Source organism: Pontibacter flavimaris, assembly GCF_001907195.1.
Classification (GTDB): domain Bacteria; phylum Bacteroidota; class Bacteroidia; order Cytophagales; family Hymenobacteraceae; genus Pontibacter; species Pontibacter flavimaris.
The window spans coordinates 219,732-244,128 of the sequence record NZ_LVWA01000002.1; the positions used below are offsets into that span (position 1 = coordinate 219,732).

At 55.5% G+C, this 24,397-nt stretch carries 23 protein-coding genes; 8 read left to right on the forward strand and 15 right to left on the reverse strand.

Going from position 1 to position 24,397, the window contains the following annotated elements:
• Window positions 1–28: 28 nt before the first annotated feature.
• From A3841_RS00895 to A3841_RS00930, 8 genes are all read right to left on the reverse strand, one after another.
• Window positions 29–445 (reverse strand): ArsI/CadI family heavy metal resistance metalloenzyme, encoded by a 417-nt coding sequence (locus A3841_RS00895; protein ID WP_073850404.1) that lies wholly within the window; start codon window positions 443–445, stop codon window positions 29–31.
• Between the two features lie 211 nt (window positions 446–656).
• A complete protein-coding gene (locus tag A3841_RS00900) occupies window positions 657–1,235 on the reverse strand; it encodes a hypothetical protein (protein WP_073850405.1) in 579 nt (192 codons plus the stop codon).
• 24 nt (window positions 1,236–1,259) lie between these two features.
• Window positions 1,260–3,176, reverse strand: coding sequence for a DUF3857 domain-containing protein (locus tag A3841_RS00905; RefSeq protein WP_073850406.1), 1,917 nt, complete (start codon window positions 3,174–3,176; stop codon window positions 1,260–1,262).
• Between the two features lie 93 nt (window positions 3,177–3,269).
• Window positions 3,270–5,258, reverse strand: a complete 1,989-nt coding sequence (locus tag A3841_RS00910; protein ID WP_073850407.1) for a DUF3857 domain-containing protein — start codon at window positions 5,256–5,258, stop codon at window positions 3,270–3,272.
• A 635-nt stretch (window positions 5,259–5,893) separates the two neighbouring features.
• On the reverse strand, window positions 5,894–6,262 hold the full coding sequence (locus tag A3841_RS00920; protein ID WP_073850409.1) for a hypothetical protein: 369 nt from the start codon (window positions 6,260–6,262) through the stop codon (window positions 5,894–5,896).
• 184 nt (window positions 6,263–6,446) lie between these two features.
• Entirely contained in the window at window positions 6,447–7,229 is a 783-nt protein-coding gene (locus A3841_RS00925) for a TIGR03915 family putative DNA repair protein (protein WP_073850410.1), read from the reverse strand.
• A 35-nt stretch (window positions 7,230–7,264) separates the two neighbouring features.
• Window positions 7,265–7,396 carry a hypothetical protein gene (locus A3841_RS20665; RefSeq protein ID WP_262502536.1) on the reverse strand — a complete coding sequence of 44 codons (132 nt, stop codon included), beginning with the start codon at window positions 7,394–7,396 and terminating at the stop codon, window positions 7,265–7,267.
• Window positions 7,397–7,494: 98 nt separating this feature from the next.
• Window positions 7,495–8,760: a putative DNA modification/repair radical SAM protein gene (locus tag A3841_RS00930; RefSeq protein WP_073850658.1), complete on the reverse strand. Its 1,266-nt coding sequence runs from the start codon at window positions 8,758–8,760 to the stop codon at window positions 7,495–7,497.
• A 266-nt stretch (window positions 8,761–9,026) separates the two neighbouring features.
• On the opposite strand from A3841_RS00930, the gene A3841_RS00935 reads away from it, so the two are divergent.
• On the forward strand, window positions 9,027–10,922 hold the full coding sequence (locus tag A3841_RS00935; protein ID WP_073850411.1) for a BamA/TamA family outer membrane protein: 1,896 nt from the start codon (window positions 9,027–9,029) through the stop codon (window positions 10,920–10,922).
• A 70-nt stretch (window positions 10,923–10,992) separates the two neighbouring features.
• The gene (locus A3841_RS00940) at window positions 10,993–11,595 is read left to right on the forward strand and encodes a Dps family protein (RefSeq protein ID WP_073850412.1); all 603 of its coding nucleotides are present in this window, start codon (window positions 10,993–10,995) and stop codon (window positions 11,593–11,595) included.
• Between the two features lie 702 nt (window positions 11,596–12,297).
• Here A3841_RS00940 and A3841_RS20145 read toward each other — a convergent pair.
• Window positions 12,298–12,456 carry a hypothetical protein gene (locus tag A3841_RS20145; protein WP_170866120.1) on the reverse strand — a complete coding sequence of 53 codons (159 nt, stop codon included), beginning with the start codon at window positions 12,454–12,456 and terminating at the stop codon, window positions 12,298–12,300.
• 300 nt (window positions 12,457–12,756) lie between these two features.
• On the opposite strand from A3841_RS20145, the gene A3841_RS00945 reads away from it, so the two are divergent.
• From A3841_RS00945 to A3841_RS00960, 4 genes are all read left to right on the forward strand, one after another.
• Window positions 12,757–13,599: a CvfB family protein gene (locus tag A3841_RS00945; RefSeq protein ID WP_073850413.1), complete on the forward strand. Its 843-nt coding sequence runs from the start codon at window positions 12,757–12,759 to the stop codon at window positions 13,597–13,599.
• A gap of 98 nt (window positions 13,600–13,697) precedes the next feature.
• Window positions 13,698–16,208, forward strand: coding sequence for a DUF5916 domain-containing protein (locus A3841_RS00950; protein ID WP_083610106.1), 2,511 nt, complete (start codon window positions 13,698–13,700; stop codon window positions 16,206–16,208).
• Between the two features lie 12 nt (window positions 16,209–16,220).
• Window positions 16,221–16,886 carry an NAD-dependent epimerase/dehydratase family protein gene (locus A3841_RS00955; protein ID WP_073850415.1) on the forward strand — a complete coding sequence of 222 codons (666 nt, stop codon included), beginning with the start codon at window positions 16,221–16,223 and terminating at the stop codon, window positions 16,884–16,886.
• Window positions 16,887–16,941: 55 nt separating this feature from the next.
• Window positions 16,942–17,727, forward strand: coding sequence for a methyltransferase domain-containing protein (locus A3841_RS00960; protein WP_073850416.1), 786 nt, complete (start codon window positions 16,942–16,944; stop codon window positions 17,725–17,727).
• A 19-nt stretch (window positions 17,728–17,746) separates the two neighbouring features.
• Here A3841_RS00960 and A3841_RS00965 read toward each other — a convergent pair whose 3' ends face one another.
• Window positions 17,747–18,382: a hypothetical protein gene (locus tag A3841_RS00965; RefSeq protein ID WP_073850417.1), complete on the reverse strand. Its 636-nt coding sequence runs from the start codon at window positions 18,380–18,382 to the stop codon at window positions 17,747–17,749.
• Window positions 18,383–18,677: 295 nt separating this feature from the next.
• Between A3841_RS00965 and A3841_RS00970 the strand changes: the two genes are divergently transcribed.
• Entirely contained in the window at window positions 18,678–19,169 is a 492-nt protein-coding gene (locus A3841_RS00970) for a hypothetical protein (RefSeq protein WP_073850418.1), read from the forward strand.
• Window positions 19,170–19,361: 192 nt separating this feature from the next.
• Complete coding sequence (locus A3841_RS00975) at window positions 19,362–19,598, forward strand: hypothetical protein (RefSeq protein WP_073850419.1); 237 nt, start codon at window positions 19,362–19,364, stop codon at window positions 19,596–19,598.
• 68 nt (window positions 19,599–19,666) lie between these two features.
• Here A3841_RS00975 and A3841_RS20670 read toward each other — a convergent pair whose 3' ends face one another.
• From A3841_RS20670 to A3841_RS00995, 5 genes are all read right to left on the reverse strand, one after another.
• Window positions 19,667–19,801 (reverse strand): hypothetical protein, encoded by a 135-nt coding sequence (locus tag A3841_RS20670; RefSeq protein ID WP_262502537.1) that lies wholly within the window; start codon window positions 19,799–19,801, stop codon window positions 19,667–19,669.
• Between the two features lie 161 nt (window positions 19,802–19,962).
• Window positions 19,963–20,904 carry a succinylglutamate desuccinylase/aspartoacylase family protein gene (locus A3841_RS00980; RefSeq protein ID WP_073850420.1) on the reverse strand — a complete coding sequence of 314 codons (942 nt, stop codon included), beginning with the start codon at window positions 20,902–20,904 and terminating at the stop codon, window positions 19,963–19,965.
• A 1-nt stretch (window position 20,905) separates the two neighbouring features.
• On the reverse strand, window positions 20,906–21,808 hold the full coding sequence (gene rimK, locus A3841_RS00985; protein WP_073850421.1) for a 30S ribosomal protein S6--L-glutamate ligase: 903 nt from the start codon (window positions 21,806–21,808) through the stop codon (window positions 20,906–20,908).
• 9 nt (window positions 21,809–21,817) lie between these two features.
• On the reverse strand, window positions 21,818–22,300 hold the full coding sequence (locus tag A3841_RS00990; protein WP_073850422.1) for an ATP-dependent zinc protease family protein: 483 nt from the start codon (window positions 22,298–22,300) through the stop codon (window positions 21,818–21,820).
• Between the two features lie 806 nt (window positions 22,301–23,106).
• Window positions 23,107–24,333, reverse strand: coding sequence for a PQQ-dependent sugar dehydrogenase (locus tag A3841_RS00995; protein WP_073850423.1), 1,227 nt, complete (start codon window positions 24,331–24,333; stop codon window positions 23,107–23,109).
• Window positions 24,334–24,397: the final 64 nt, after the last annotated feature.

Sequence of the window (24,397 nt, forward strand, 5' to 3'; positions counted from 1 at the left end):
GATTTTGTTTTTCCTAGTCTATTCTGTACTAAATGGCGTCAGCAGCTTCGGGGCAGCACTTGGTAGCGGGCTCCCCATACACCGTGGATTCCCCGAACGTATAAAACGCTTCCCAGTCCACGCCCTGTGGGTCCGTGATCCACGACTTTTCTGATTTGGCATAGCAGCAGGTACATTTGCCCTCCTCGCGGATGGCGCCTTTGGCGTCCTTCAGGCGGCCATATACTTCGCTCAGTTCTTCCACGCTCTCCGCCTGTATGCCCAGGTGCTCAATGCCGGCATTCTCCGGGTGGTGGGAGATCGCAAAGTTTACGCGCGGGTCCTCCAGCATCCATTTGGCATAATCCGGTTTCAGCACGGTGGGCTCGGTGCCGAACAGGGCGGTATAAAAAGCGGTGGATTCCTCCAGGTTCTTTACTCTTACGTTTACGTGAAATCTTTTCATGGCTCTATGTTTTTCAGGTGTTTTGTTTTGTTATACCCTGATGACGGGGCCACTTCTGAAAAGACGCAGGTTTCTGAAAAATATTTTCTGTTGGTGTTAAAAAAAGCTCCGCCAGCGCAGAAAAGTATGCGCTGGCGGAGCTGGTGCCTAAACGGGTGCCGCTAAAGTATAAAACCCAACGTTGCCCTTTTGCCGGTCATTCCCCTACCCCTTACATGCACAGGCTCTCCAGCGGCAGCTTGGCTACCATGGGCCTGTCGGGCGAGATGGATTCAAAGTCGAGGCAGAACCGGATGGTATAACCCAGCGGGTAATCTGTGAAGAGGGCCGTGCTGCCAAATTCCTGTGTCTTCCCCGGGCTCAGGTTCACTGTAAAAAGGTAGTGGAGGTTTCGGGAAACCTGCGGCAGGTTCTCCGGGAAAACAGAGAAGCCGAAGCCGCCGTACTGTGCCTCCCCGCCCAGCAGCCTGTCAAGCACCCCGGGCTCGCGGGAGTAGTAGTTCACCATGAACTTGCCCACCGAGAACTCATCTATACTATCCACTGCGGGCACGGCAATAGGCGTAAACGTGGTGAACTCCCCCGGATACACGCCCGTCACGAGCAGCATGTACCGCTCGTCGCCCTCCTGGTACAGAAAGCAGTCGCCAAACCGGAAATCCTGCTCCGGGTTTTCCCGCATGCTCAGTTCCAGGCGGCCGCTTTTCTCGTTAAACTCGCCGAACTTGTTCTGGTGCATACAGCCGGCACACAGCCCGATGATAAGCACTGCCAGTATGATTCTTTTCATCTTCTTCGCGTCAGGGGTCCATACTTACTGCACGTTCTTCACAAACACCACCTGCTCGGCATCCGCTTTGATCACGTTGTTGTAAAACTCCACCAACTGGGCGTAGGTGTCGGGTGCAAAGCGGCCTTTGTGCATCTGCATGCGGCGCATGTACGTTACGCGCTGGCCGTCCACCTTCACCGAGGCGCTGTACTCGCCAAACACGGATGTATGCTGTATCGCGCGCGGCAGGTACTCCACCGAGTAGCCGGCCGGCATCTCTATTTCCACCGTGTCCACATCCAGGTAGGCCATTACCCGCACCACATCAGTCAGGCGCTTCTCCTTCTGGTTGGGCACATGCGTCCATTTACTCATCAGGTTCGGGTTGAGGAACAGGCGCTTGCCGCTCAGGGTGGCGCACTGCCGCAGGCTCAGCTCCAGGTTCTCGGTCACGCTTGGCACGCGCTCCTTCTGCTGGGTAAAGTTATACTTGCTGATCTCGAAAGGCGGGGCCGTGATGTTCTCGTACAGCCACTTGCGCTGGTCTTCCGGCTTGCGGTTCGTAATCACCCGGTCGCGGGTCTCCTGCTGAATGCCGGTGTAGCGGGTGCGCACAGTGGCAGTGCCGCTGCCGGTCTCGTCCAGTTTTACCTGTATACTTCTGATCTGCTGATTATCGGTGGCGCCGTACGCGGTAGTCTTCACCAGTTTCCCTCCCTCAGGCGTGATGAGCAGCGCGTGGCGGTCGCCGGTGAAGCTGCCGTTGTAGCCGGCTGCCTCGGTCTGGCTGGTGCACTCGAGCCACATGGTGTCCTGTGCCATCGGCACGCTGAGGATGACGTGGTTAAACTGGCTGCTCGGGAAGTCGGTTCGTATGTCCGGAGTGCCCTCCCCGGCATTTATCAGCGCGTAGAAAGACGCCACGCCCACGGCCTGCAGCATGGCCTGGGTATAGTTGGAGAGCGCCTTGCAGTCGCCGTAGCCCTTGCTGTCCACAAAGCTCGCCTCGAAGGGCTGCCAGCCGCCAATGCCCAGCTGTATGGACACGTAGCGGGTTTTGCCCTGCATGTAATCATATACCAACCGCACCTTCTCTTCCGTACTTTTGGCGTTTGCCGTCAGTTGCTGCAGTTTGGCCACTGTTTCAGCGGGCAGCTGGCCGCGCCCCTCGTTCAGTTTGCTCTGCCAAAGGCCGAAGTCCTTCCAGGTTTCCATACTTCCTCTGTAGCCATCCACCTCAAACTCGCCGGGGGCAGTCAGCACCATGGGCACCAGCTCACTGAAGCCAGGGCCGTAAGGCTCACGGTTCACCGGCTTCAGGTTACTCACCTCCCAGGTATAAATCTGATGGGTGGCGTTTTGGCTCAGCCTGGCCTTCTCGGGCACGTTGCTCTCCAGGTAGCGCAGTTTGGAGGCTACCGGCACCTGCACCTGCAGGCTGGCCTTCTCCACCGACAGGTTCTCCTCGTCCTGCGGAATCCAGCGCGGGTAAAACATCATGTTCGATCGCGCCACCTCGTACTCAAACTCCACGGTGTAGGGGTACACGCTGTACTCAAGGCTGGCGATCTTCACGCGGCTGTCCTCATACACCGAGATGCTGCTGATGGCGCTTATGTCTTTAATATCACTGTTTTTGAGTTTTTTTAAGCGGTTGCCAAAACGGTCGTACAAGGTGCCGCTGATGCTGCTCACCTTGCTCATCTTGTTGTAAGGCACGTAAAGCGTGGCGCGATGGTCGCCGTTCTCGTTGAGGATGGTGATCCTGGTTTTGAAGCGCAGCGTGCCGCTGCTGATGGAGTTCACGGTGAACACCGTCTCCTCGGAGCGGATGACCACGTTGGCCTCCTTGCTGAGCTCAGCCAGCGTGGCGTTGCCGGCCGTAAGCACCTGCGGGGCCAGCAGCAGCCAGCACACCAGGGCGCCCAGCCAGTTATACTTTCTGTTTGTTCGTAACATAGCCGATCATCTATAAAACTATAAAAAGGCACCAGGCAAAGCCTGCGCAGGCACATGGGCCGGCAGGCTTCAACCTGTAAGCCATACGTCAGGTTAGTTTGCCGCTATCTTCTTTAAGACGATCTGCTCGGCATGCTTGGCGATGATGCGGTTGTAGAGCTCCTTCAGCATGGCGTACTCCTCTGCGTAGAACACCGGCTTGTTGATGTTCAGCCTGCTCATTACCTGCAGCGTGTTGCCCTGCTGCTGCACCATGTACATAAAGCGGCCACCTTTCTCCGGCAGGGTCAGGGCTATACTTTGCGGTGCCTCCTCTACCTCATAACCTTCCGGTATGGTAAAGTTGCAGATATAGGTCTCGTCTATCGGGGTGCCAAAGTCTACCGGGTAAAGGCGTTCCTGCAGCTTAAAGGGATTCTCCTTCTCGCCACGGCCCAGCATCGGGTTCAGGTAGATGATGTCGTTGGAGCGGCCGCTGCCGTTCACGCTGATGCTGTAGGTGATATCCAGGGTGCTTTGCAGGTCGTTCAGGTTCTTGATCTCCGGGGTGAGGAGCTTGAAGTCGCCCACCTCCTTGGCCAGGCGCTCGATATACTTGCTCTCGCCCTCCTCCAGTATCGTCCGGCGCAGGCTTATGGCACCGTAGCCCCCGGCAGACTCGCGACCGGTGCCCACGATCTCGCCCTGCCCGTTCATGGTCAGGTTGGCGCTGATGAGCCGGGTATGGCTTGCGCCCGGCGTAAGGCTCACCCAGTGGCCCGCCCCTTTTTTGATCAGGCGCCCCTCTCCATTCAGGCAGCGGGCCGGCAGCACGCCCACCGTCACCAGCGGATCAGTGGCATCCAGCAGGTACTCTTTATCGCCCGCCTTCACCTGCGAAATCACATAGTTAAACTTGCTTACCATCGGCGACATGGCCGTATTAATGCGTCCGTGGTTGCGCGTGCTTACCAGCACTGGAGAAGCGTCGAAACCGGCCTCCAGCAGCATGGAGGTTAACAGCAGGTTGATGTCGGCTGCGCTACCGGTGCGCTCGTCCCAGGCTTTGCGGATGGTGGTGCTGGCGTACACCCCGTAGTTGCCGTTCCATTTCATGCGGTTCTTCACCAGGTCGAAAATGGCAGCCAATTGCTCCGGCTGGCTTTTATACTTACCCTGGATGGCGGCCAGCTCGTTCTTAAAGAAGCCGCTGCGGTTCAGCTGCACGCCAAACTTATCGGCCATCAGAAGGTCTGAGGTTACTTTCTGCCAGTCGCCGGTCATGGTGCGGGAGGCCTCGCCCGGGAAGTGCACGCGCTGCAGCTCAAACTCTATTTTGGACTGGTAATCACGGATGGTGGTGATGTACTTCTCCTCCTTCAGGGCCGGCACATCCTTCATAATCCACACGTAGGCGTTATCGATCATGTCCGGCGAGGCCTTGGCAGAGCCGGTGGCAGCCTCCTTCAGGCGCTCGTTCTTGTAAAGGCTGTGGTACCCCTGCATCAGGAATTTGTAGTCGAAGTACCCCGGTATGCGGGCGCGGTACTCGCTCCAGGCCACCGGAATGCTGTGCTGGAACTCCCAGTCGCGGAGGGTGTAGATAAACTCGGAGTCGGAGGTAATGGTGTAGCTGATGTCGATCACCGATCCCTCCTTTACGTTAGGCATGGTGAACTTCTTGGTGTGCCTGTACTCCGTCGCCTGCTCGTCGAATATGCTTTTGCTCTCCAGCTTGTCCTTGGTAACCTTGCCGTTCTCCAGGTTGTAGGTAAATCCTTTTATAGAGCCTACCCGCTCCTTGGCCTGCCCTTGCTGGAAGTATGGCACCACCACATCGGCCCAGTCGTATCCGGACTTTTTGAAGATCTTGATGCGCATCTGGCGCTCGAACACCACCTTCAGCTCCCCGATGTACTCGATACGGGTGAAGCCATAATCGGAAAGTATAACAGCGGCGGCGGAGGTGTCTTTGTCATAGACGCTCATCCTGAGCTCATCTTCGGATACCTTTCCGAACTTAACGGCCTGAGCGGCGGCCTGGTGGGAAAAACCGGCCACAACAAGGGCCAGTACAAATAGTTTTGTAAAATTTGCTTTCATAGGCAATTCTAAAGCGGTTAATAACTGTGATGTATGTACAATTTCAGGAGCAAGTAGAACTACAGGCAGGCGCTCATAACACTGATCTAATCAGCATCATACCATTGCGCTGCACCATAATTTTCCATAAAGAAAGCTATATTTTTATATATAGACAAAATGGCGAATGAATTTTTCAGGACAATTTTCACAATTGCTGTAGCGGAATGTTACAAAACAGGATTAGCCGTCGCTGCGGCGTATTTCCCCCTTTCTGGCGCATTTCAGGAATTCCATAGAGGCCCCGCTCAGAACCATGAAGAAGCCTGTTTTATTTCTGCTGTGCCAGTCTTGTTATACTTTGGCGCTGAATCCCCCGATGCGCTCATAAGAGGCGCAGCCGCATCTGTTCATAGATCAGGAAAAGGGGCAGTTGCTAACCTCCAGCCGCGCTTGAGAATATCTACTATTCCTATTAGGCTGAGCGCCCGTGGGCGGAAGCGGGATTTCCCCGCTGTTTTGTAGGATAGTGGTGAATGGGAAGGTTGCCTCTGAAGGACGGTTTGGGGAGGTGAGGATCGGGAAACAAAAAAAGCCGTGCGGCAGCCCGGTGAAATAGGGCAGCCGCACGGCTTCGTGCGTTACAGGAAGTATGCTTACAGATACTCTGTGAAATTCTTTTTGTCGGACCAGAACTCCCGGCAGGCATCACGCTGCTCTTCTATAAACTGGGAGTTCTTCTTGAGGTCTTTCCAGTTACCGTAGCCCAGGCGCTCACACATCCTGAAAAAGCTGTCGCCCTGGTTCTTCTGCCCTTTTACCCGTACAAGCGAACTGAGCAGTGGGCGGCCCTCCCGATACTCCCGCTCCGAAATCTCGTCAATCACTTCGGTCAGCATCGATTTTTCGTGGGGGTTCTCGAGGTTCAGGCCGAGTTCCGCTTCGTAAATCAGGTTCTGGAAAGACATGAGGTGCGCTCGGCCGCGAGCTACTTGAATGAGTTTCTTTCGTACGCGTGAATTCATCTGTGGGAAAATAAAACGGGGTTACGCAGGCAGCACTCCGGAGCGTCGTAAAAAACACCGGGGCTTGCTTTCTGCACTACTTTTAAACTGATATATATACCTATAAACGCATAGAAGGCGAAAAAGGTTTCATAGTGAGTGCAATTTGATTCTCGCTTTAGTGCAAGAGAAGTTGTATAGCATGCTACGCCTGGCGTAGCTGCCGGGGCTGCTTCTCAGAGAGGTATTTCCAGTAACGCCGGGGAATGTGGCGCAGGTGCAGCTTCGGGTTCCTGCGTTCGGGTATGTTCACGTTATCAAAGTATACCTGCCAGAGCTGCTGGTATACATCTTCCTCCGCGTCCTTGGCCTCTGCCGCCAGGGAAGTATGGCGCTGGTGCGGCGGCAACTCCAAGCTAATAAGCGATACCTGCTTCAGGTCGTAGTAGGCGCCGAAGCGGCGGCTGGTGTCGTAAATGGCCCAGCGCTGGTCGGCGTAGCGCTTTTCGAAATGGCGCACGATGAGCGGCAGCACATTGAAATCCGGGGAGATGACGGCAAAGTATAAACCGTCGGTTGTTTTCTGAAAACGCACAAAGGCCTCCATGCGGTGCTTCTCGCGGTGCACCTGCTTGGCCGCCTGCTGCACCTGCAGCACGCAGGGCGCAGCAAAGTTGTCTTCTATACTTTGCCTGGAGCTAAAAACCAGCTTGATGTAGTCAAAGAGGATTTGCTCGGAGCCGGGCTGCTCCCACAGGAAGGTATGGTAGAGCGCCTGCTGCGCGTTTATACTTAGCTTTTTCTGCAGCCCCTGCCACACCCTGCCGGCCTTCTCCTCATCCGTCACCACGGCAATATGCTCCCCGAACATGCTGGGCTGCGCCAGGTGCTCCTGCTGTATGCCGGTGGGCCAGGCCTTGCGCTCAAACGCCTCGAACACCACCGTCAGCAGCCCCTCAAAAGTGCCATCGTAAGTATAGAAGTGCATGTGTAAGTATAAACTCAGCCTAAAAGCAGGCGGTGCTATTTGCCTGCCTTGCGGCTTTTGTCGCCAGTGTCGGCCTTGGCGCGTGCCGAGAGGCTCTGCAGCTGCGGCACCAGCATGTTCAGTTTGCAGTACAGCGATACGCGGGCAACTTTCTGGTTCTTTCTCATGACTAATACGTTCTTCGGTTGGATTGATTTGGAAGTATAACTTGGTACAGATGATCTCTTTTTTCTTTCTCTCATGCCGCTTCCTTTCCCTTCGTTTGTTAACCTACCTGCTTAAACAGGTCCAGCTGCTGGGTGAGCAGGGCGCTTCGCACCGAGCCGTCACCCAATAATATCTTTCTGCGGATAAGCTCCGACGTATATTCCTGGCGCTGCAGGCTCTTGGTCTGGCAGGTGATAAAGTACTTCGCCCGCTTCAGCACCACACCCATCTGCCGCAGGTGCTCAAAGTGGAGCGGCGTAAACCGCCTGGCCGACACGATCTTCTGCGCGCTTTTCACCCCGATGCCCGGCACCCGCAGGATCAGCTCATAGTCTGCCGTGTTCACCTCCACCGGAAACGCGTGGCGATGGCGCAGCGCCCAGCCCAGCTTCGGGTCAATGTCCAGGTCCAGGTGCGGATGCTGCTCATCCACGATCTCCCCGGCCTCAAAGCCATAGAAGCGCATTAGCCAGTCGGCCTGGTAAATGCGGTTTTCCCGGATAATGGGCGGCTCCGTGATGATCGGCAGGCGGTTGTCGCTGCTGATGGGCACGTAGCCGGAGTAGTACACGCGCTTCAGGCTGTAGTCCTTGTAGAGCTGGCTCGAGAGCTGCAGGATCTGGTGGTCGTTCTCGGCCGAGGCCCCCACGATCAGCTGCGTGCTCTGCCCTGCCGGCGCAAAACTCGGCGCGGATTTAAACAGCTTTTTCTCCTCCTTTGCCTGCACCAGCTGCTGTTTGATGTTGCCCATCGGCTCCAACACCTCCTTGTAGTTCTTCTCCGGCGCCAGCTGCTGCAGGCTCATCTCCGAGGGCAGCTCAATGTTCACGCTCAGCCTGTCGGCGTACAACCCCGCCTCCTTTATCAGTTCCTCGCTCGCGCCTGGTATCGTTTTCAGGTGGATGTAGCCGTTGAACCGGTGCTCCTGCCGCAGCTTTTTGGCCACCCGCACCAGCCGCTCCATTGTATAATCCGCATTCTTAAAGATGCCTGAACTCAGGAAAAGGCCCTCAATGTAGTTGCGGCGGTAAAAGTTGATCGTCAGGTCCACCACCTCCTGCACCGTGAAGGCGGCGCGCTTCACGTCGTTGCTTCTGCGGGTCACGCAGTAGGCACAGTCGTAAATGCAGTGGTTGGTCAGCAGTATCTTCAGCAATGACACACAGCGGCCGTCCTCGGTATAGCTGTGGCAGATGCCCATCCCTTCTGCGTTTCCCAAGCCCTTGCTCTCGTTCCTGCGCTTTCCGCCGCTCGAGGAGCAGGAAACATCATACTTGGCAGCATCTGCTAAAATTGTTAGCTTCTCTATCAATCTGTTTTCCATACCGCTGTGCTTCTGTACTTTCAACGGGTTAAAGATACCAGCATCACCCCCACAAAACCAATTATATTAGCAATATTTTATCCACATACTTATCTACAGGTGTTCATAAACTAATTTTATTAGCACAGCAAAGTATAACGCAACCCTCCCGGATAAACCCGAACATGCCTGTATAGCTATTTTATAGGCTTTGCCGTTACTTGTGGCTATAGAAAGCGTTATATTAGGAGGTTGATGCAAACCGGACCATCACGCGCCTACGACTCATGCCTTACCTGCACCCTCCATTAAAACCGCTGCCGCTGGCATGCCTGCTGTGCCTGCTGCTGCTCTGTGGCAGCGTGTGCCAGGCGCAGGTGCAGCCGCAGGATACCGTGCAGCAGCAGCTTTCGCCGCAGGATACCACCGCGCAGAACTTCAACGACCGCGTCATCCAAAACCTCAAGCAGATGTCGGAGCGCAAGACCATCATGGGCAAGCTGCTGAAGGCCCTGCTCGACTTTGACCGGAACGAGGAGGAAGTGTATGGCCTGGATGCCGAGCTGATCCAGAAAGAGTATGAGCTGCACAGCTATAAGATCGTCCGCAATATCGATATCCTGACACTGGACCCCTTTGGCTATTCCGTGAACGACACTGCGCGGGTGCCCCGCAACTTCTTTGAGAAGGCCGGCAACTCGCTGCACATGAAGACGGGCCGGGGCGAGGTGCGCAACAAGCTGCTCTTCCGGAAGATGGAGCCCCTGGAGCCGCTGGCACTGGTGGAGTCGGAGCGATTGCTGCGCCAGACGCGCCACATCCTCGACGCCCGCATTATCGTGAACGAGGAAACCACCACCAACGACAGCGTGGATGTGTTCGTGATCACCCGCGACATCTTTAGTTTGGGCGGATCCGGCTCCTATACCCCCTCCTCCGGCAAGGGGCGCGTCACGCTCCGCGAGCTCAACTTTCTGGGCCAGGGCCACCAGATAGAGGGCACGTACAAGTTTAACCTGAACCGGCCCCGCCCCTGGGAAGTGGCCGGTTTTTACACGATAGAGAACATCGGCAGAACCTACATTACCGCCGATGTGGCGTACGTGGATGAGAACTACTACAAAGAGAAGAGCTTTTCCCTGCACCGCGATTTCTACTCGCTCAACACCAAGTATGCGGGCGCCGTGGGGGCCAGTTGGGTAGACGAGCGCATCCTGCTGCCCGCCCAGCCTGACGACTCCGTGGCCCGCTACGGCTTTGTGGGCTACACCCGGCAGGATGCCTGGCTGGGCCGCACCCTCAGGTTCAAGTCCTACAACCTGGGCTACGAGCCCCGTGGCCGCATTATACTTGGCGCCCGCGTCATCAACACCAACTATAACACCGCCCCCACCGATAACTTCCAGGACAACACCCTGATGCTGGCCAGCGTGGGCTACAGCATCAGGAAGTACTACAAAGACCGCTTTATCTTCGGCTTCGGCAGGACGGAAGATATACCGGTGGGCACGCTTTTCTCCGTTACGGGCGGCTACCAGGACGGGGACGTATGGGACAGGCGTTATTTTGGCTCCTCGCTCTCCTTTGCCCGGTACGGCACCAGCTTTGGCTACCTCTACAGCCGGGTGGGCTACGGCTCTTTTATCCGGGACGACCGCTGGGAGCAGGGGGTGCTGGACCTGGAGGCCATGTATATTACGCGGCTGGCCGAGTGGGGCAACTGGAAACTGCGCCACAAGCTGCTGGGCCGCGGCACTTTCGGCATCAACCGCTATCCCGAGGAGCTGCTGTCCATCAACAACGAAAGCGGCATCCGGGGCTTCCGCTCCGATTTGGTGCGCGGCACACGCAGGGCCTCCTTCAACTACGAGGCCAACCTCTACACGCCGCTCTCGCTGCTGGGCTTCCGCCTGGCTACCTTTGTTTATGCCGATCTGGCCTGGCTCTCCTACGGCAACCAGAGCTCCCCCTTCAGCCAGAAGCCCTACAGCAGCTACGGCATTGGTTTCAGGCTCCGCAACGAGTTCACTTCTTTCAGCACCATACAGATTACGCTGGGCTACTACCCGCAGCTGCCGCCTAACGGCAACATGCGCGATTTCAGGCTGTATGAATCCTCAGCGCCCTTCTACGACTTCCGTAACTTCCAGTTCGACCGCCCCGGCGTGGCCGAATTTTACTAGCTTTTCGTATCCTTTTGGCGCTTTTGCAGGTTTATAGGGGTAATAAACCCTAAACAGAACTTACGCAACTATGAAAAAAGTCAGAGAGAAGAATGAATACGAAGGAAACCCGGTAGGCCTGTCGAAAGAAACGGCTACGGCCATGGCCAAAGAGCTGGACCGCCACCTGGCTTCCTTTATCGTGCTATACCACCAATACCACAAGCACCACTGGCTGGTGGAAGGCCCGCAGTTCCGCGACCTGCACCTGTTCTTTGAGGAGCATTACAACGAGATACACGCGCAGTACGACGCCATTGCCGAGCGCCTGACCGTGATGGGTTACTGCCCTACCTGCCACCCGGCCAACCAGCTAAAGATTGCTTACCTGGAGCATGAGGAGGAAGGCGAGTTCCGTATCCGTGAGATGCTGAACAAGGACATGGACGATGAGAAGACGATTGCCGTGGAGCTGCGCAAGTCAATTAAAAAGGCCTTTGATCTGGAGGATTTTGCCACCAAAGCACTACTGGAAGGCATCCTGCTGAAGACCGAGGACCGCTGCCACCACATTGAGCACTTCCTGGGCGAGGACAGCCTTTCCATTGGCCTGATCGCCCTGCCAGGAGACATCATAGAGGATGGCGAGGTCGCCGAATCAAAGGCAAAGGCAAAGAGAAAGGCTAAGGCTTAAACACGGCCTAGGCAAGTATAACGTATAACCCCCGGTGGCGAGAGCGGCCGGGGGTTATACGTTATACTTATACTTGCAGCCTTCACCCTGAAGCAAGTGATGGTAAACTTATGGCGCTGACTCCCTCTCTCCAATCCGTCTTAGGATCAGAGGAGGGATTTTTGCGTAGTATCGGGTCCAACCACCCCTGGCCCCTCCCCCGGAACAAGTCCGGGATCCGAGACTTAGCCAAGGAGGGGAATCTGTAAATACTTCTGCCAAAGTATAATTCTATAGTTGCTGTTCTCGCGCGGACAGGTCGCGACCTGTCCATATAAGTATAAACTCACCCTAGCCCCTCCGAGAAGGGAGACCAGCAGTCGATTAACATCCCCCTGCCCCCTTCGAAGGGGGACTTTTGTTCCTACTCCATCAGCCGGTGCTATCGAACTGATACCCAGTCTTTGGGTTGAGCGCCTATGCGAGTTTTTCCGGTGACGAACGCTAGTGAGGCAGCCCGAGGCACGAGGGCAGGAAAAGCTCCCAGCGCGATGCCCGAAGGCGAGGCCTCCCGGCCTTGAGGGAGCCAAAGCTAGAGATGAAACGGTAGGCTTGTGGGAACTAGAGGATCAGCGGCAGCTAATAAGAATAGCTTGTTTCAAATAAAAGGAAGCGGCGGCTAAGGAAGTATAGATCAAGTATAAGCAAAGTATAAAGTATGGCTTACGCGGATGTGGACGTCCGCAGGAGAAGGGTTCCGGACAGGGTATCCGGAACAGCAAGTATAAAAAGGTACAAGCGGATGCTCACGCCAGCGAAAGTATAAAGTATGGCTTGTGCAAGTATGAAAGTATAGATCAAGTATGAAATATGGCTTTTCAAGCCAGTTGAGTCAGAGACGCAACACAACTGCAGGACACAAGTATAAATAACTTGCGCCATGAAAAAAGCAACGGCACAAACGGACACTTGCGCCAGAAAAGAGCAAGCAGTCCCAGGTATAAGCAGTGCCTTTCTCAACCCTCAGTTAATAAAACACCCTGTTCCTGCTTACCCGTATCCTCAACAAGTATACTTTATCCCTAATTATCTATTGTTACAACTTTTACGCCCGCCCGCTTTTTAGTAGATTTGTAGAGGGCGTGCAGCCGCTGCACCAAACACCCCGTAAGCAATAAGAACATGGTTGATTTAGGTAATTATAACGAGCTGGAGATAGCGCGTGAAGTGGACTTTGGCGTATACCTCTCCTCCGATGACGGAGACATCCTGCTGCCGGGCAAGTACCTGCCGGAAGGCGCAAAAGTAGGCGACAAGCTGCGCGTGTTCGTGTACCGCGACTCCGAGGACCGCATGATCGCCACTACCCTGGAGCCCTATGCCACGATAAACGAGTTTGCCTGCCTCACCTGCACCGACGAAACCCCGTTTGGCGCTTTCCTGGATTGGGGGCTGGAGAAGGACCTGCTGGTGCCGCTCAACAACCAGAAAAACAAGATGCAGGTGGGTCGCAAGTACTGCGTGTATGTGTACCTGGATGAAAGCTCTGACCGTGTGGTAGCCACCTCCAAACTGGGCAAGTACCTCCACAACGAGGACATCCAGCTCAGCGAGGGCGACGAGGTACAACTGCTGGTGGCCGGCCTCACCGATATCGGCCTCAAGGTGATCATCAACAGCGCCTACATGGGCATTCTTTACAAGAACGAGGTGTTCCAGGACCTGCGCATCGGCGACAAAGCCACCGGCTACATCAAGCTTATCCGCCCAGACAACAAGATAGATGTGACCCTGCGCAAGCCGGGCGTGAACCAGAAAGAGGAGAAGGACGAGGCCGCCGACAAGATCATGCGCTCCCTGGCGCAGGGCAGCGGCTGGATGCCCATCTCCGACAACAGCTCGCCCGAGGACATTTACCAGACGCTGGGCATGAGTAAGAAAACCTTTAAGCGCGCTATCGGCAGTTTGTACAAGGCGGGCAAGATTACCATAGAACCAGACAGTATACGGCTGCGGAAGGACTAACACCCGCCTCTCCGCCTCCCGCATACGCCCTACATACTATAAAACCTGACGTTCTCACTTTTAAACTACCGCGTCCTGACGGGGTGCGGCTTTGACGTATGCTTACTAAACTTTTCCCCTTCGCCCTCCTGCTTGGCCTTTACGCAGGAGGAGCAATGGCCCACGGCACCGACGACGCCACTGAAACTGAAACAAACAAGAGCAGCAAAACCGCCAAGGTCATGCGCGCGCAGGTGGCGCCCGTGCTCGATGGTTTCCTGGAGCCTGAAGTATGGCAACACGTAAACCCCGCCCGCAACTTCTACCGCTACGATCCGCTCAACGGCAAGCCCTCCTCCCAGCAGACGGAAGTATACATGCTCTACGATAACGACGCTGTGTATATCGGGGCCATACTTTACGACACCGCCCCCGACTCCGTCCTGACCCAGTTGGGCCAGCGCGACTCTGGTGAGAACAACTCCGACATGTTTGGCGTGTACCTGGATACCTACAACGACAAGCAGAACGCCTTTGCTTTCCTGGTATCCGCCGCCGGGGTGCAAACCGACATCAAGCACGCGCAGGGCAGCGAGGACTGGAACTGGGACGCCGTGTGGGAGAGCAGCGTGAGAACCCATGACCAGGGCTGGACCGTGGAGATGCGCATCCCCTACAGTGCCATTCGCTTTCCGGAGGCCGAGGTGCAGACCTGGGGCGTGAACTACATGCGCGTGATCCGGCGAAACCGCGAGAAATCCTTCTGGAGCCACGTGGACAATTCCGTAAGCGGGCTCATCAACCAGGCGGGCCGCGTGATTGGCATAGAAGGCGTGAAGGCGCCGGTGCGGCTGCAGTTTATGCCCTACGTGTCGGGCTACGTGAACCACTATCCCAATAAAACCGGAGAGACTGACGCAAAGGATTTCTCGCACTCCATTAACGGCGGCATGGATGTGAAGTATGGCATCAACGACGCTTTTACCCTGGACGTGACGCTGATACCGGACTTCGGGCAAACGCAGTCGGATAACCAGGTGCTGAACCTAGGGCCGTTCGAGGTGAAGTATAGCGAGAACCGCCAGTTCTTTACCGAGGGCACCGAGCTGTTCAACAAGGCTGGCTTGTTCTACTCGCGCCGCATCGGGGCCGCTCCTGTTGGCCGTGGCCAGGTAAAGGATCAGCTGGGAGAAGGCGAGGAAATTACCCGCAACCCGGTAGAGACGCAGCTGCTGAACGCCGCCAAGGTATCCGGCAGGACGCGCCGCGGGCTGGGCATCGGCCTGTTCAACGCCTTTACCGGCACCACCCACGCCACCGTGCAGGACTCGCTGGGCAATACCCGCCAGGTGCTCACCGACCCCTTCACCAACTACAACGTGTTTGTGCTGGACCAGACACTGCCGCGCAACTCCTACGTAACCTTTACCAACACCAACGTAACGCGCGCCAGCGGCTTTTACGATGCCAACGTAACCGGCCTGCGTCTGCGCCTGGCCGATAAGAACAACATGTTTGCCCTGACCACCGGCGGCAACCTGAGCCAGCTCTATGGCAAAGACGAAGCGAACGGCGTGAAGCTGGGGCACCAGTACTCGGTAAACCTGAGCAAGATAAGCGGTAACCTGCGCTACGGCATCAACCACAGCGTGGAATCGGACACCTACGACATCAACGACCTCGGCTTCCTGAGCAACAACAACGAAGTATACACCAGCGCCAATATCAGCTACAACTTCTACCAGCCCGTCTGGAAGTTCCTCTCGTGGAACAACAGCTTCAGCGTGGGCCACAGCATGCTCTACGACCCCAATAAGTTCATTGCCATGGACCTGAGCGCCAGCTCCAGCGTACGTTTCCACAACTTTAACAGCCTGTGGGGAGGCATCACGGTGCGCCCCGGCGAAAGGTATAATTACTTCGAGGCCCGCACGTTCCCGCAGGTGTTTGTGCAGCCGCCGGCCATCAACTCTAACCTCGGTTTCAGCAGTGACTACCGCAGGCGCTTTGCCTTCGATGCCACCACCAATTTCTGGCGCTCCCGCCGCTACGACCAGAACAGCTGGTCTTTTGGCTTCACGCCGCGCTTCCGCGTAAACGACAAGCTCTCCATCGTGAACGGCAACAGCTATAGCATAGACAAGCGCAACATCGGCTTTGCCAGCAAGTATGAGGATGCTGCGCAGAACACGCACATCCTCTTCGGCGACCGCACCCTCACCACCGTCAGCACCACCATCAGCAGCGCCTACATCTTTAACGAGCGCTCGGGGCTGACGCTGAACATGCGCCACTACTGGTCGAGGGCGGCGTACAAGGAGTTTTTTGAGCTGACAAAGCAGGGCCTGCTGCAGCCAGCCTCTGCCGAGCAGGGCATTTATGCTTCCGCCATCAACGACATCAATTACAACACTCTGACCATGGACCTGGTGTACAGCTGGCGTTTCGCCCCGGGCAGCGAGCTGCGCGTGGTTTGGAAGAACTTCATAGAGGATAGGGCCAGCACGATAGAGAACCGCTACTTCGATAACATGTCCAACACCTTTGCTGTGCCGCAAAACAACAATTTCTCGGTTAAACTGCTATACTTTATAGACTATATAGCGCTTAAGAACGTACTTTCTGCATAAGCAAAGAACCTCATGCAAAAAGTACGAACCGCACTGATAGCCGGAGCCAGCGGACTGGTGGGCGGACACCTGCTCTCCCTGCTGCTCAGAAGCGAACGCTATAGCCAGGTTATCTCCATTGGCCGCCACGAACTGCCGCTCATCCATCCCAAGCTGGACCAGCAGGTGATCAACTTTGACAGGATGAAGGACTACGCGGCGGATATGGTGGCGGACGATATTTTTTGCTGCCTCGGCACCACCATTAAGAAGGCCGGCTCGAAGGAGAACTTCTATAAGGTGGACCATACGTATGTCACCCAGCTGGCGGAGATCACGGCCCGCAAGGGCGCCATTCAGTTTCTGGTGGTATCGGCCATGGGGGCTAATGCCCGCTCCATGGTATTCTACAATAGGGTAAAGGGCGAGATGGAGCGCGATGTGCAGCAGCAACCCTTCAACACCGTCCACATTTTCAGGCCTGCGCTGCTGCTGGGCGAGCGGGAGGAGAAGCGTGCCGGAGAAGATTTTGCCAGCAAAGTGATGCGGCCGCTGAGCGGGCTGATGATCGGGCCGCTGGAGAAGTATAAACCCATTGAGGGCGAGACCGTGGCCCGTGCCATGCTGGCCGCCGCCAAAGCCGAGAAAACCGGCAAGTATACCCATCCATCCGACGAGATTGCCCGCATGGGCCGCTAACTTTAGCTGCCGCCGCCACGTAAGCTGCTTCTCAGCAAGTATAAACGTATACCTTATGGCCAGCAAAAACCTGCAACGCGTTTTCCCGAAGGCGATGCGCTACGACCCTGAGTGGGTGCGTCGCCACTCCATGGGCGAGAACGTGCTCTTTAACCTCGAAAGCCTCACTAAATCGCTGGATCTGAAGCCGGGCATGCGCGTGCTGGACCTGGGCTGCGGCAAGGCCATCAGCTCCATCTTCCTGGCCAAAGAGTTTGGTGTAACCGTGTACGCGGTGGACGAGGCCGTATCGGCCAGCGACAATTACCAGCGCATCTGCCATGCAGGCTGTGAGGGCAAGGTGATTCCGCTGGAGGCCGATGCCCGCGCCCTGCCCTTTGCCCAAGAGTATTTCGACGCCGTGGTGGTGGTGGACTCCTACACGTACTTCGGCACCGACGAGAAGTACCTGCCCTACATTGCCCGCTTCCTGAAGCCCGGCGGCCATATCGCCATTGTGGATGTGTGCTTCACCAGGGAGATTGAATCGCTGGAGCAGGTACCGGAATTTTTGCAGGAGGATTACCAGCACTACTGGTACTTTATACACACCATTGCCTGGTGGCGCAGGCTCTGGGAGAAAACCGGGCTGGTGCACATTGAGGTCGCCAAAGAACTGGAGGAGGCGGGGCTGGTACGGGAGCATTATATTAAGGACATTGAGAGGTCAGAAGAAGAAGACCCCTTTGCCAAAGCGCTCCAGCTTGACCAGCAAGGCTTTATATCTTTCTTTAAACTAATCGGCCGCCGCACCGGGAAAACAGCCTACCTGCAGGATTATAAAATCGAAGAGAAAATATAGCGCCTCCTCCTGGGCAAGCCTACCGGCACTCCTGTAACACCTTTTTGACGCCTTTCTTAAATGCCATGTCAATGGCTTGCGTAACGGAGGAGAGGTTGGCCGATTTGCTGCCCCTGTAACCGTTTTCTGTGTCTCTGTTCGGAAGGGTCACTCCTTCCATACGCGTTGTAGCAGCCAACGTGTAGATGCGCTGCCTGCTGCCCGTAGCGTAGAGCTCAAAAGTCACGGAAGCCTTCGAAGCCTCTTCCGCTTGTGTGCCGTACCCGGCCTGCAGTTCCCTTTGCTCGGCGGCGCTCACGCTGTTATAGCCTGTTCCTGATGCTGTGTTTCCAACCTGTACTTTGATAAAATAACTATACCCCAAACGCTGCATGGCAGACAGGCTGCTTGAGTCGGCAGCCATGCCGGGCTTTATGCCGTGCATCCGAAGGTCCATTTCCTGCTCCACCGCATAGTATGGCACCAGGCCCGCCTCCTTAACCTCGTCTGCAAACTGCTGGTAGAGCCTGTAAGATTGATTGGGGGATATGCCTGTCGCTTCTCCCATCAGCAGCCGCTCCCCTGACTTGAAAATCTTAGGGCATCCTCCGACAGAGGAAGTATAAGTTGTAGACGGGATGCAGCTGTTTAAAAAGAACAGAAGCCCGAAGAACATCTTTAGCAGCTGTAAACAAGTTTGCGTGTTTGCTTTCATAAAAGTATGTGAGTAGAATCTGACAAGACGGACATTCCTCGCTTTAAGGAATATAGAAATATAATACTTTAAAAGTATATTACTACACCGATTTGAAGAAGCACACCGACTTCCCCCGGTTAAACTTATTGCAAGAAGGTAAAATGTAGCCCTACCATACAAAAACAGTTTTAAAGCTCGTTAGAAGTTGTAATTTCGCGGCAGCCATGGCACCTGACCCTGCCTTGGCACGCGACAAAATTCAACTTTTAAAGCAATGAGAATCCTAAAAACACTGACATTTGCACTGGCATTTGTACTTTTCGCCGCCATGGGCGCACAAGCCCAGAGTGGTTACTCCACAGGTATAGGCCTTAGAGGTGGCGCTGCATCCGGCCTTACGGTAAAGCACTTTATTAAGAGTGATGCCGCTATTGAGGGCATCCTGAGCACCAGCTTTAAGTACCGCGGCACCGCACTGACCGTGCTGTACGAGAAGCACGCACCGGCTTTTAACGCTGCCGGCCTGCAGTGGTACTATGGTATCGGGAGCCACGTCGGCTTCTGGGAAGGCCGCCACTATTACGACCGCGGCCACGACCATTACCATGACGACGTGGTAGGTGTGGGTATCGACGGCATCCTAGGCCTGGAGTACTACATCCGCGACATCCCGTTTACCATCGGTGCTGATATCAAGCCATACATCAACATTCCGCGCGGCGGCGGCTTCTGGGACACAGCCCTGCACGTGCGCTATGCGTTTTAATTCCTGAAGCAGGAAGCAAAGTATAAAGGAGGCCCCGCTAACACATAGCGGGGCCTCTTTATTTATCAGCGCCGCAAGTAAGGTATACTTCCTTTTTTAGTCTGATTCTAAATTTCATTGAAACACGCGTCTGCCGCAAACATGCGCTGCTTAACGAAAGTATAGCTGTAGTATAAACAAACTGATAAACCTATGGAAGCAACATGTAACCACTGCACCCACTGGGAGCAGGACTCCAATAAAGTACAGCTACAAAGCAACGAATTTGGGGTATGCGATGAACTGACCGGACAGCATGCGCTGGAGCCGTCTTACTTGCTGCCGCTGGTGCACGAGGCCTCAACCGACCTGAAGCCAAGGCAGTTCGAGATGATAACCGGCGCCCAGTTTGGCTGTAACCACTTCAGTGAGCGGAAGCGCTGGGTATAGAATAGAAGTATGATCGAAACAGAAACGGCCCCCTATACTTTAGCGGGGCCGTTTTTATACTTGCTGTTTTAATGTGTTACATTATAAATAAGCTCTCCTATTGACTCTCCTACCATCAGCCCTGCATAGAATACGACAACAAGCGCTGCTGCAATCACGAGCAAAGGAGGATTGATTTTATAGTTTTTGATTTTCTCCAACATCAGCATTACGTTTAGTTTTTAGCTTCTATGTGATTTGATTATCAGGCAATCGAATCAGATAAAACAGATAAGTTCAAATATAGCAATCCTATATTATATACAAAGAGAGGAGGCAGCCAAATGTGGCTACCTCCTCTTTCATTCCTCTTAATTCGCTCAGACTAATACGCTATATGTAACAGCGCATCGCCTTGGTTTACCACCGGCATGTTGTTCAGGCCTACTACGTGCCCGGTTGCAGGGGCATTCAGGCGTACTTCCATCTCGCCGTAGGGATCGGTTATACTTCCGATGTGCTGGCCCTTCTTCACGTAATCGCCGATGTTGATAAAAGTGCGCCAAAGGCCGGCGTTCTTGGCCCGTAGCCAAATGTCCTTCATGCAGACCACGGTTGGCTCTGTGGGCTCTGCGCAACTGGCCGTCATGCCCAGGTGGTGCAGCACCCGGCAGGAGCCCTCAATGCCAATTTTTATGCCTTTCTCGTCGAAGCGCAGGCTCTCGCCAGTCTCGTACACCAATATAGATTTGCCCTGTTTCCCGGCTTCCTTGCGCAAAGAGCCCTGGCGGTACGACGCGTTCATGATGAACGGCGGGGCAAAGGCATCGGCCAGCTCCCGGTTCCGGTGGTCGCTGAGCACGCAGCGCACCTGCGGGTAGTTGGCGCGGCTGCGGCCTCCGGTATGGAAATCGAGGCCATAATCCACGTACGGCATCACCTCCTTCATGAAGCGGTGCGCCACGCGGCTGGCCAGCGAGCCGTCGCGGTTGCCCGGGAAGCTGCGGTTCACATCCTTGCCATCCGGCACCTCCCGCGAGAAGTTCAGGAAACCGTAGATGTTGAGCACCGGCACAGCGATGATGGTGCCCTTGAGCGGGTAGAGCATCTTTTTGGTGAGCATGCGCCGGATAATCTCGGTGCCGTTCACCTCGTCGCCGTGCATGCCGGCCATCAGCAGCACCACCGGCCCGTCGTGCACCGAGCGGAATACATACACAGGGATCTCGATAACGGTGCCGCTGGGCAGTTTACTGATCACCAGCTTGGTGAGCACCTTCTCGCCACGGTCTATACTTCTACCGTTGATAACAATTGTCTCGGGCATGCTACTCGCTCACTTTCTTCTTGGATCGCTTCACGGGCAGCTTCTCCACGTACTCTATGATCTTACCGGCGATGTCTTTGCTGGTGGCCTTCTCGATGCCCTCCAGCCCGGGCGAGGAGTTTACCTCCAGAATAAGCGGCCCGCGCTTGGACTGCAGCATGTCCACGCCGGCGATGCTAAGGCCCAGCGACTTGGCAGCTAGTAGGGCGGCGGCCTTCTCCTGCCGGCTCAACCGGATGAGCTGGGCCTTGCCCCCGCGGTGCAGGTTGGAGCGGAACTCGCCCTCCTTGCCCTGGCGCTTCATGGCCCCCACTACCTCCCCGTTCACGATAAAGGCACGGATGTCGGCGCCTCCGGCCTCGGAGATGAATTCCTGCACGATAATGCGTGCCTTCAGGTTATGGAACGCCTCGATTACGGACTCAGCGGCCTTGCGCGTCTCGGCCAGCACCACACCCAGCCCTTGAGTGCCCTCCAGCAACTTGATTACCAGCGGCGCGCCGCCCACTTCCTTCACCAGTCCTGAGGTTTCCTTGGAGTAATTGGTAAAGGCTGTCTTGGGCAGGCCCAGGCCGGCGCGGCCCAGTATCTGCATCGAGCGGAGCTTGTCGCGGGAGCGCACGATGGCTTGGGAATCCACCGCGCTCTTCACTTTCATCATCTCAAACTGGCGCACCACGGCCGTGCCGTAAAAGGTAACCGAGGCCCCGATGCGCGGGATAATGGCATCCACATCGGTCAGGCGCTCGCCTTTGTAGAGGATGTGCGGATCACCCTGCTCTATCACCAGGTCGCAGCGCAGGTGGTCCAGAACAACGGCCTGGTGCCCCCGCTGTTCTGCTGCCTCCACCAAACGGCGGGTAGAGTATAGCTTTGGGTTGCGGGAGAGAATAGCAATTTTCATAAATGCTCTTTATTTCTGTTTGTGTTTGATCTTATACTTGTGGGCCAGGTACTTCTTGGCTACATCCACCGTGAAGCGGCCCTGCAGCAGTTTCCTGCCTATCAGCACGGGGTATTTCATGTCGCTGCGGTCGGAGAGCGAGAACTCAGCCTCGATCTCCTCCTCAAAAATCTTGATCCTGGTACGGATCACGTAGCGCTCCTGCCGCTCCCCTATCGAGCTTTTTATCTCGCGCAGGTCGTACTCGGTAAACTCCAGCTTTTTGTGGTTGTACTGCGGATGCGAGGGGTCCAGCAGGTCCAGGGCGATGACTTTGGTGCCATCCGGGCGCACCTCCTCATGGATATCGGAGCAGTGGATGGCGGAAGTATAGGCGCCGGTGTCTACCTTGGCTTCTATCTCCTCGATATCAAGGCCCGGGAAGGAGACCAGCTCGCGCCGCCCGATCAGCTTTTTTTCCGGCTTGGGTTTGTTGTGTTTTTCCTCTCTCATCAGCGGTTAAAGATAGTGCGATAATCACGACTTATGCACTACCCCTTATGAAATTAAACAAAGTATAATACCGGCTTTTTGGTTCACGGCAGCAGCTGTTTTATACTTTATACTCCTGATTTTACCCCCTCCCTCCGCTGGCGCAGCTCTTTATACTTGTGGCTTAGTAAGAGGTTGTGTCTGGAACTTGACTGGCTTAGAAAGTCATAATTTATACTTGCTGCTTTACTTTTATACTTCTGCTGGCGCAAGCGTCCGCTTGTGCCTTTCCTGCTTTGCTCATACTTCTGCTGGCGCGAGTTTGCAACCCGTGTCCTACTATGGCGTTGGGTTTGCAACCCGACTGGCTCACAGGTTTATACTTTTATACTTCGGCCATACTTCCATGAGCCGCTGCTTCCTGCAACTTGATCCAAGCTAACTTTTCCAAACCACCGCTGACCCTCTAGTTCCCACAAGCCTACCGTTCCATCTCTGGCTTTGGTGCTCTCAAGCCCGAGAGGGCTCGTCCTTTGGCATCGCGCTGTGTTCCCTTCCTTTGCTACCCTTCGGTCGCAATGCCCTTACGGGCACCGGAATCTCACAAGGCGCTCAACCCAAGGACTGGGATCAGTTCGATAGCTTCTGCTATACAACAGGAACCAAAGTGTCCCCTTGAGGGGACTATAGGGGTGTTTATACTTTGACTATGAAACGTATACTTCAGCCAAAGTAACTGCAGGCTCCCCTCCTTGGCTAAGGAGGGGTAGGGGTGGTTGGACCCGGTACTGCAAAACTCCCTCCCCTGTTCTGGGGGTAGGGGCCCTCTATAAAAGGGCTGGGGTGGGGTTACTTCGCGTACGTGATCCGGTAAATTGCCCCCTGCTTGTCATCCGACACCAGCAGCGAGCGTCTTTCATCACCAGCACATCCACCGGGCGGCCCCAGTCGTCCTCGCCCTCCAGCCAGCCCTCGGCGAAGGGCTCGTAGCCGGTTACCTTGCCGTTGCCGTCCATTGTTGTCTGCATCACACGGTAGCCAATTTTTTTAGAGCGGTTCCAGGAGCCGTGCTCGGCTATAAAAATGCGGTTCTTGTACTCTTGTGGGAACATGTTGCCGGTGTAAAACTTCATGCCCAGCGCCGCGCCATGCGGGCTCAGGTTCTGCACGGGCGCCACAAAATCGGCGCAGTTGGCCTGGCTGCCGAACTCAGGGTCGGAGATGGTGCCGGCGTGGCAGTAGGGGTAGCCAAAGTGCTGGCCTTTTTCGGTGGCGCGGTTCAACTCGTCGGGTGGCAGGTTATCGCCCATCATGTCGCGCCCATTGTCGGTAAAGTATAAATGCTTTGTCTCCGGGTGCCAGTCGAAGCCCACGGTGTTGCGCACGCCCTCGGCATATACTTCCAGGGCAGAGCCGTCGGGGTTCATGCGCGTGATGGAGGCATAGATCGGCTTTTCGGACTTGCAGATGTTGCAGGGCGCACCCACCGGCACGTACAGCTTATCATCGGGGCCAAAGGCAATGTACTTCCAGCCGTGGTGCGTGTCGGTCGGGAACGCATCGCTCACTACCTCATACTTTGGCTTGCTTCGGAAGGTCTGCTCGATGTTGGGGAATTTGATCACGCGGCTGATCTCGGCCACGTATAACTCGCCGTTATGGAGCGCCACGCCGTTCGGCACGTTCAGCCCCGAGGCCACCACCACTACCTCGTCGGCCTTGCCGTCCTTGTTCTCATCCACCACGGCGTATACTTTGTCGTTGCCGCGCGTGCCCACAAACAGAATCCCCGACTCGCTCATCACCATGGAGCGGGCATTGTCCACATCCTTTGCGTAAAAGTCGATCCGAAAGCCCTCGGGCAGCTTAATGCGCTCCAGGTCTTTGTCGATAGGCCCGGTGGGCAGGCTTATACCGCCACCTTCGTCATCGGCTTGTTCATTTTCGGTTGGCCCTGTTTTGGCAGTTTCGTTGGTTCCGTTGTCAGAGTCGCAACTCATACTTACAGCACTCAGGGCGAGGCCGAGGCAAAGCAGGCGTAGTGTTTTTTTCATGTATAGCAGGTTTTATTCAGAGGATTTACACGCTGTGGCACAGGCCAGGCAACGCTCACGGTAC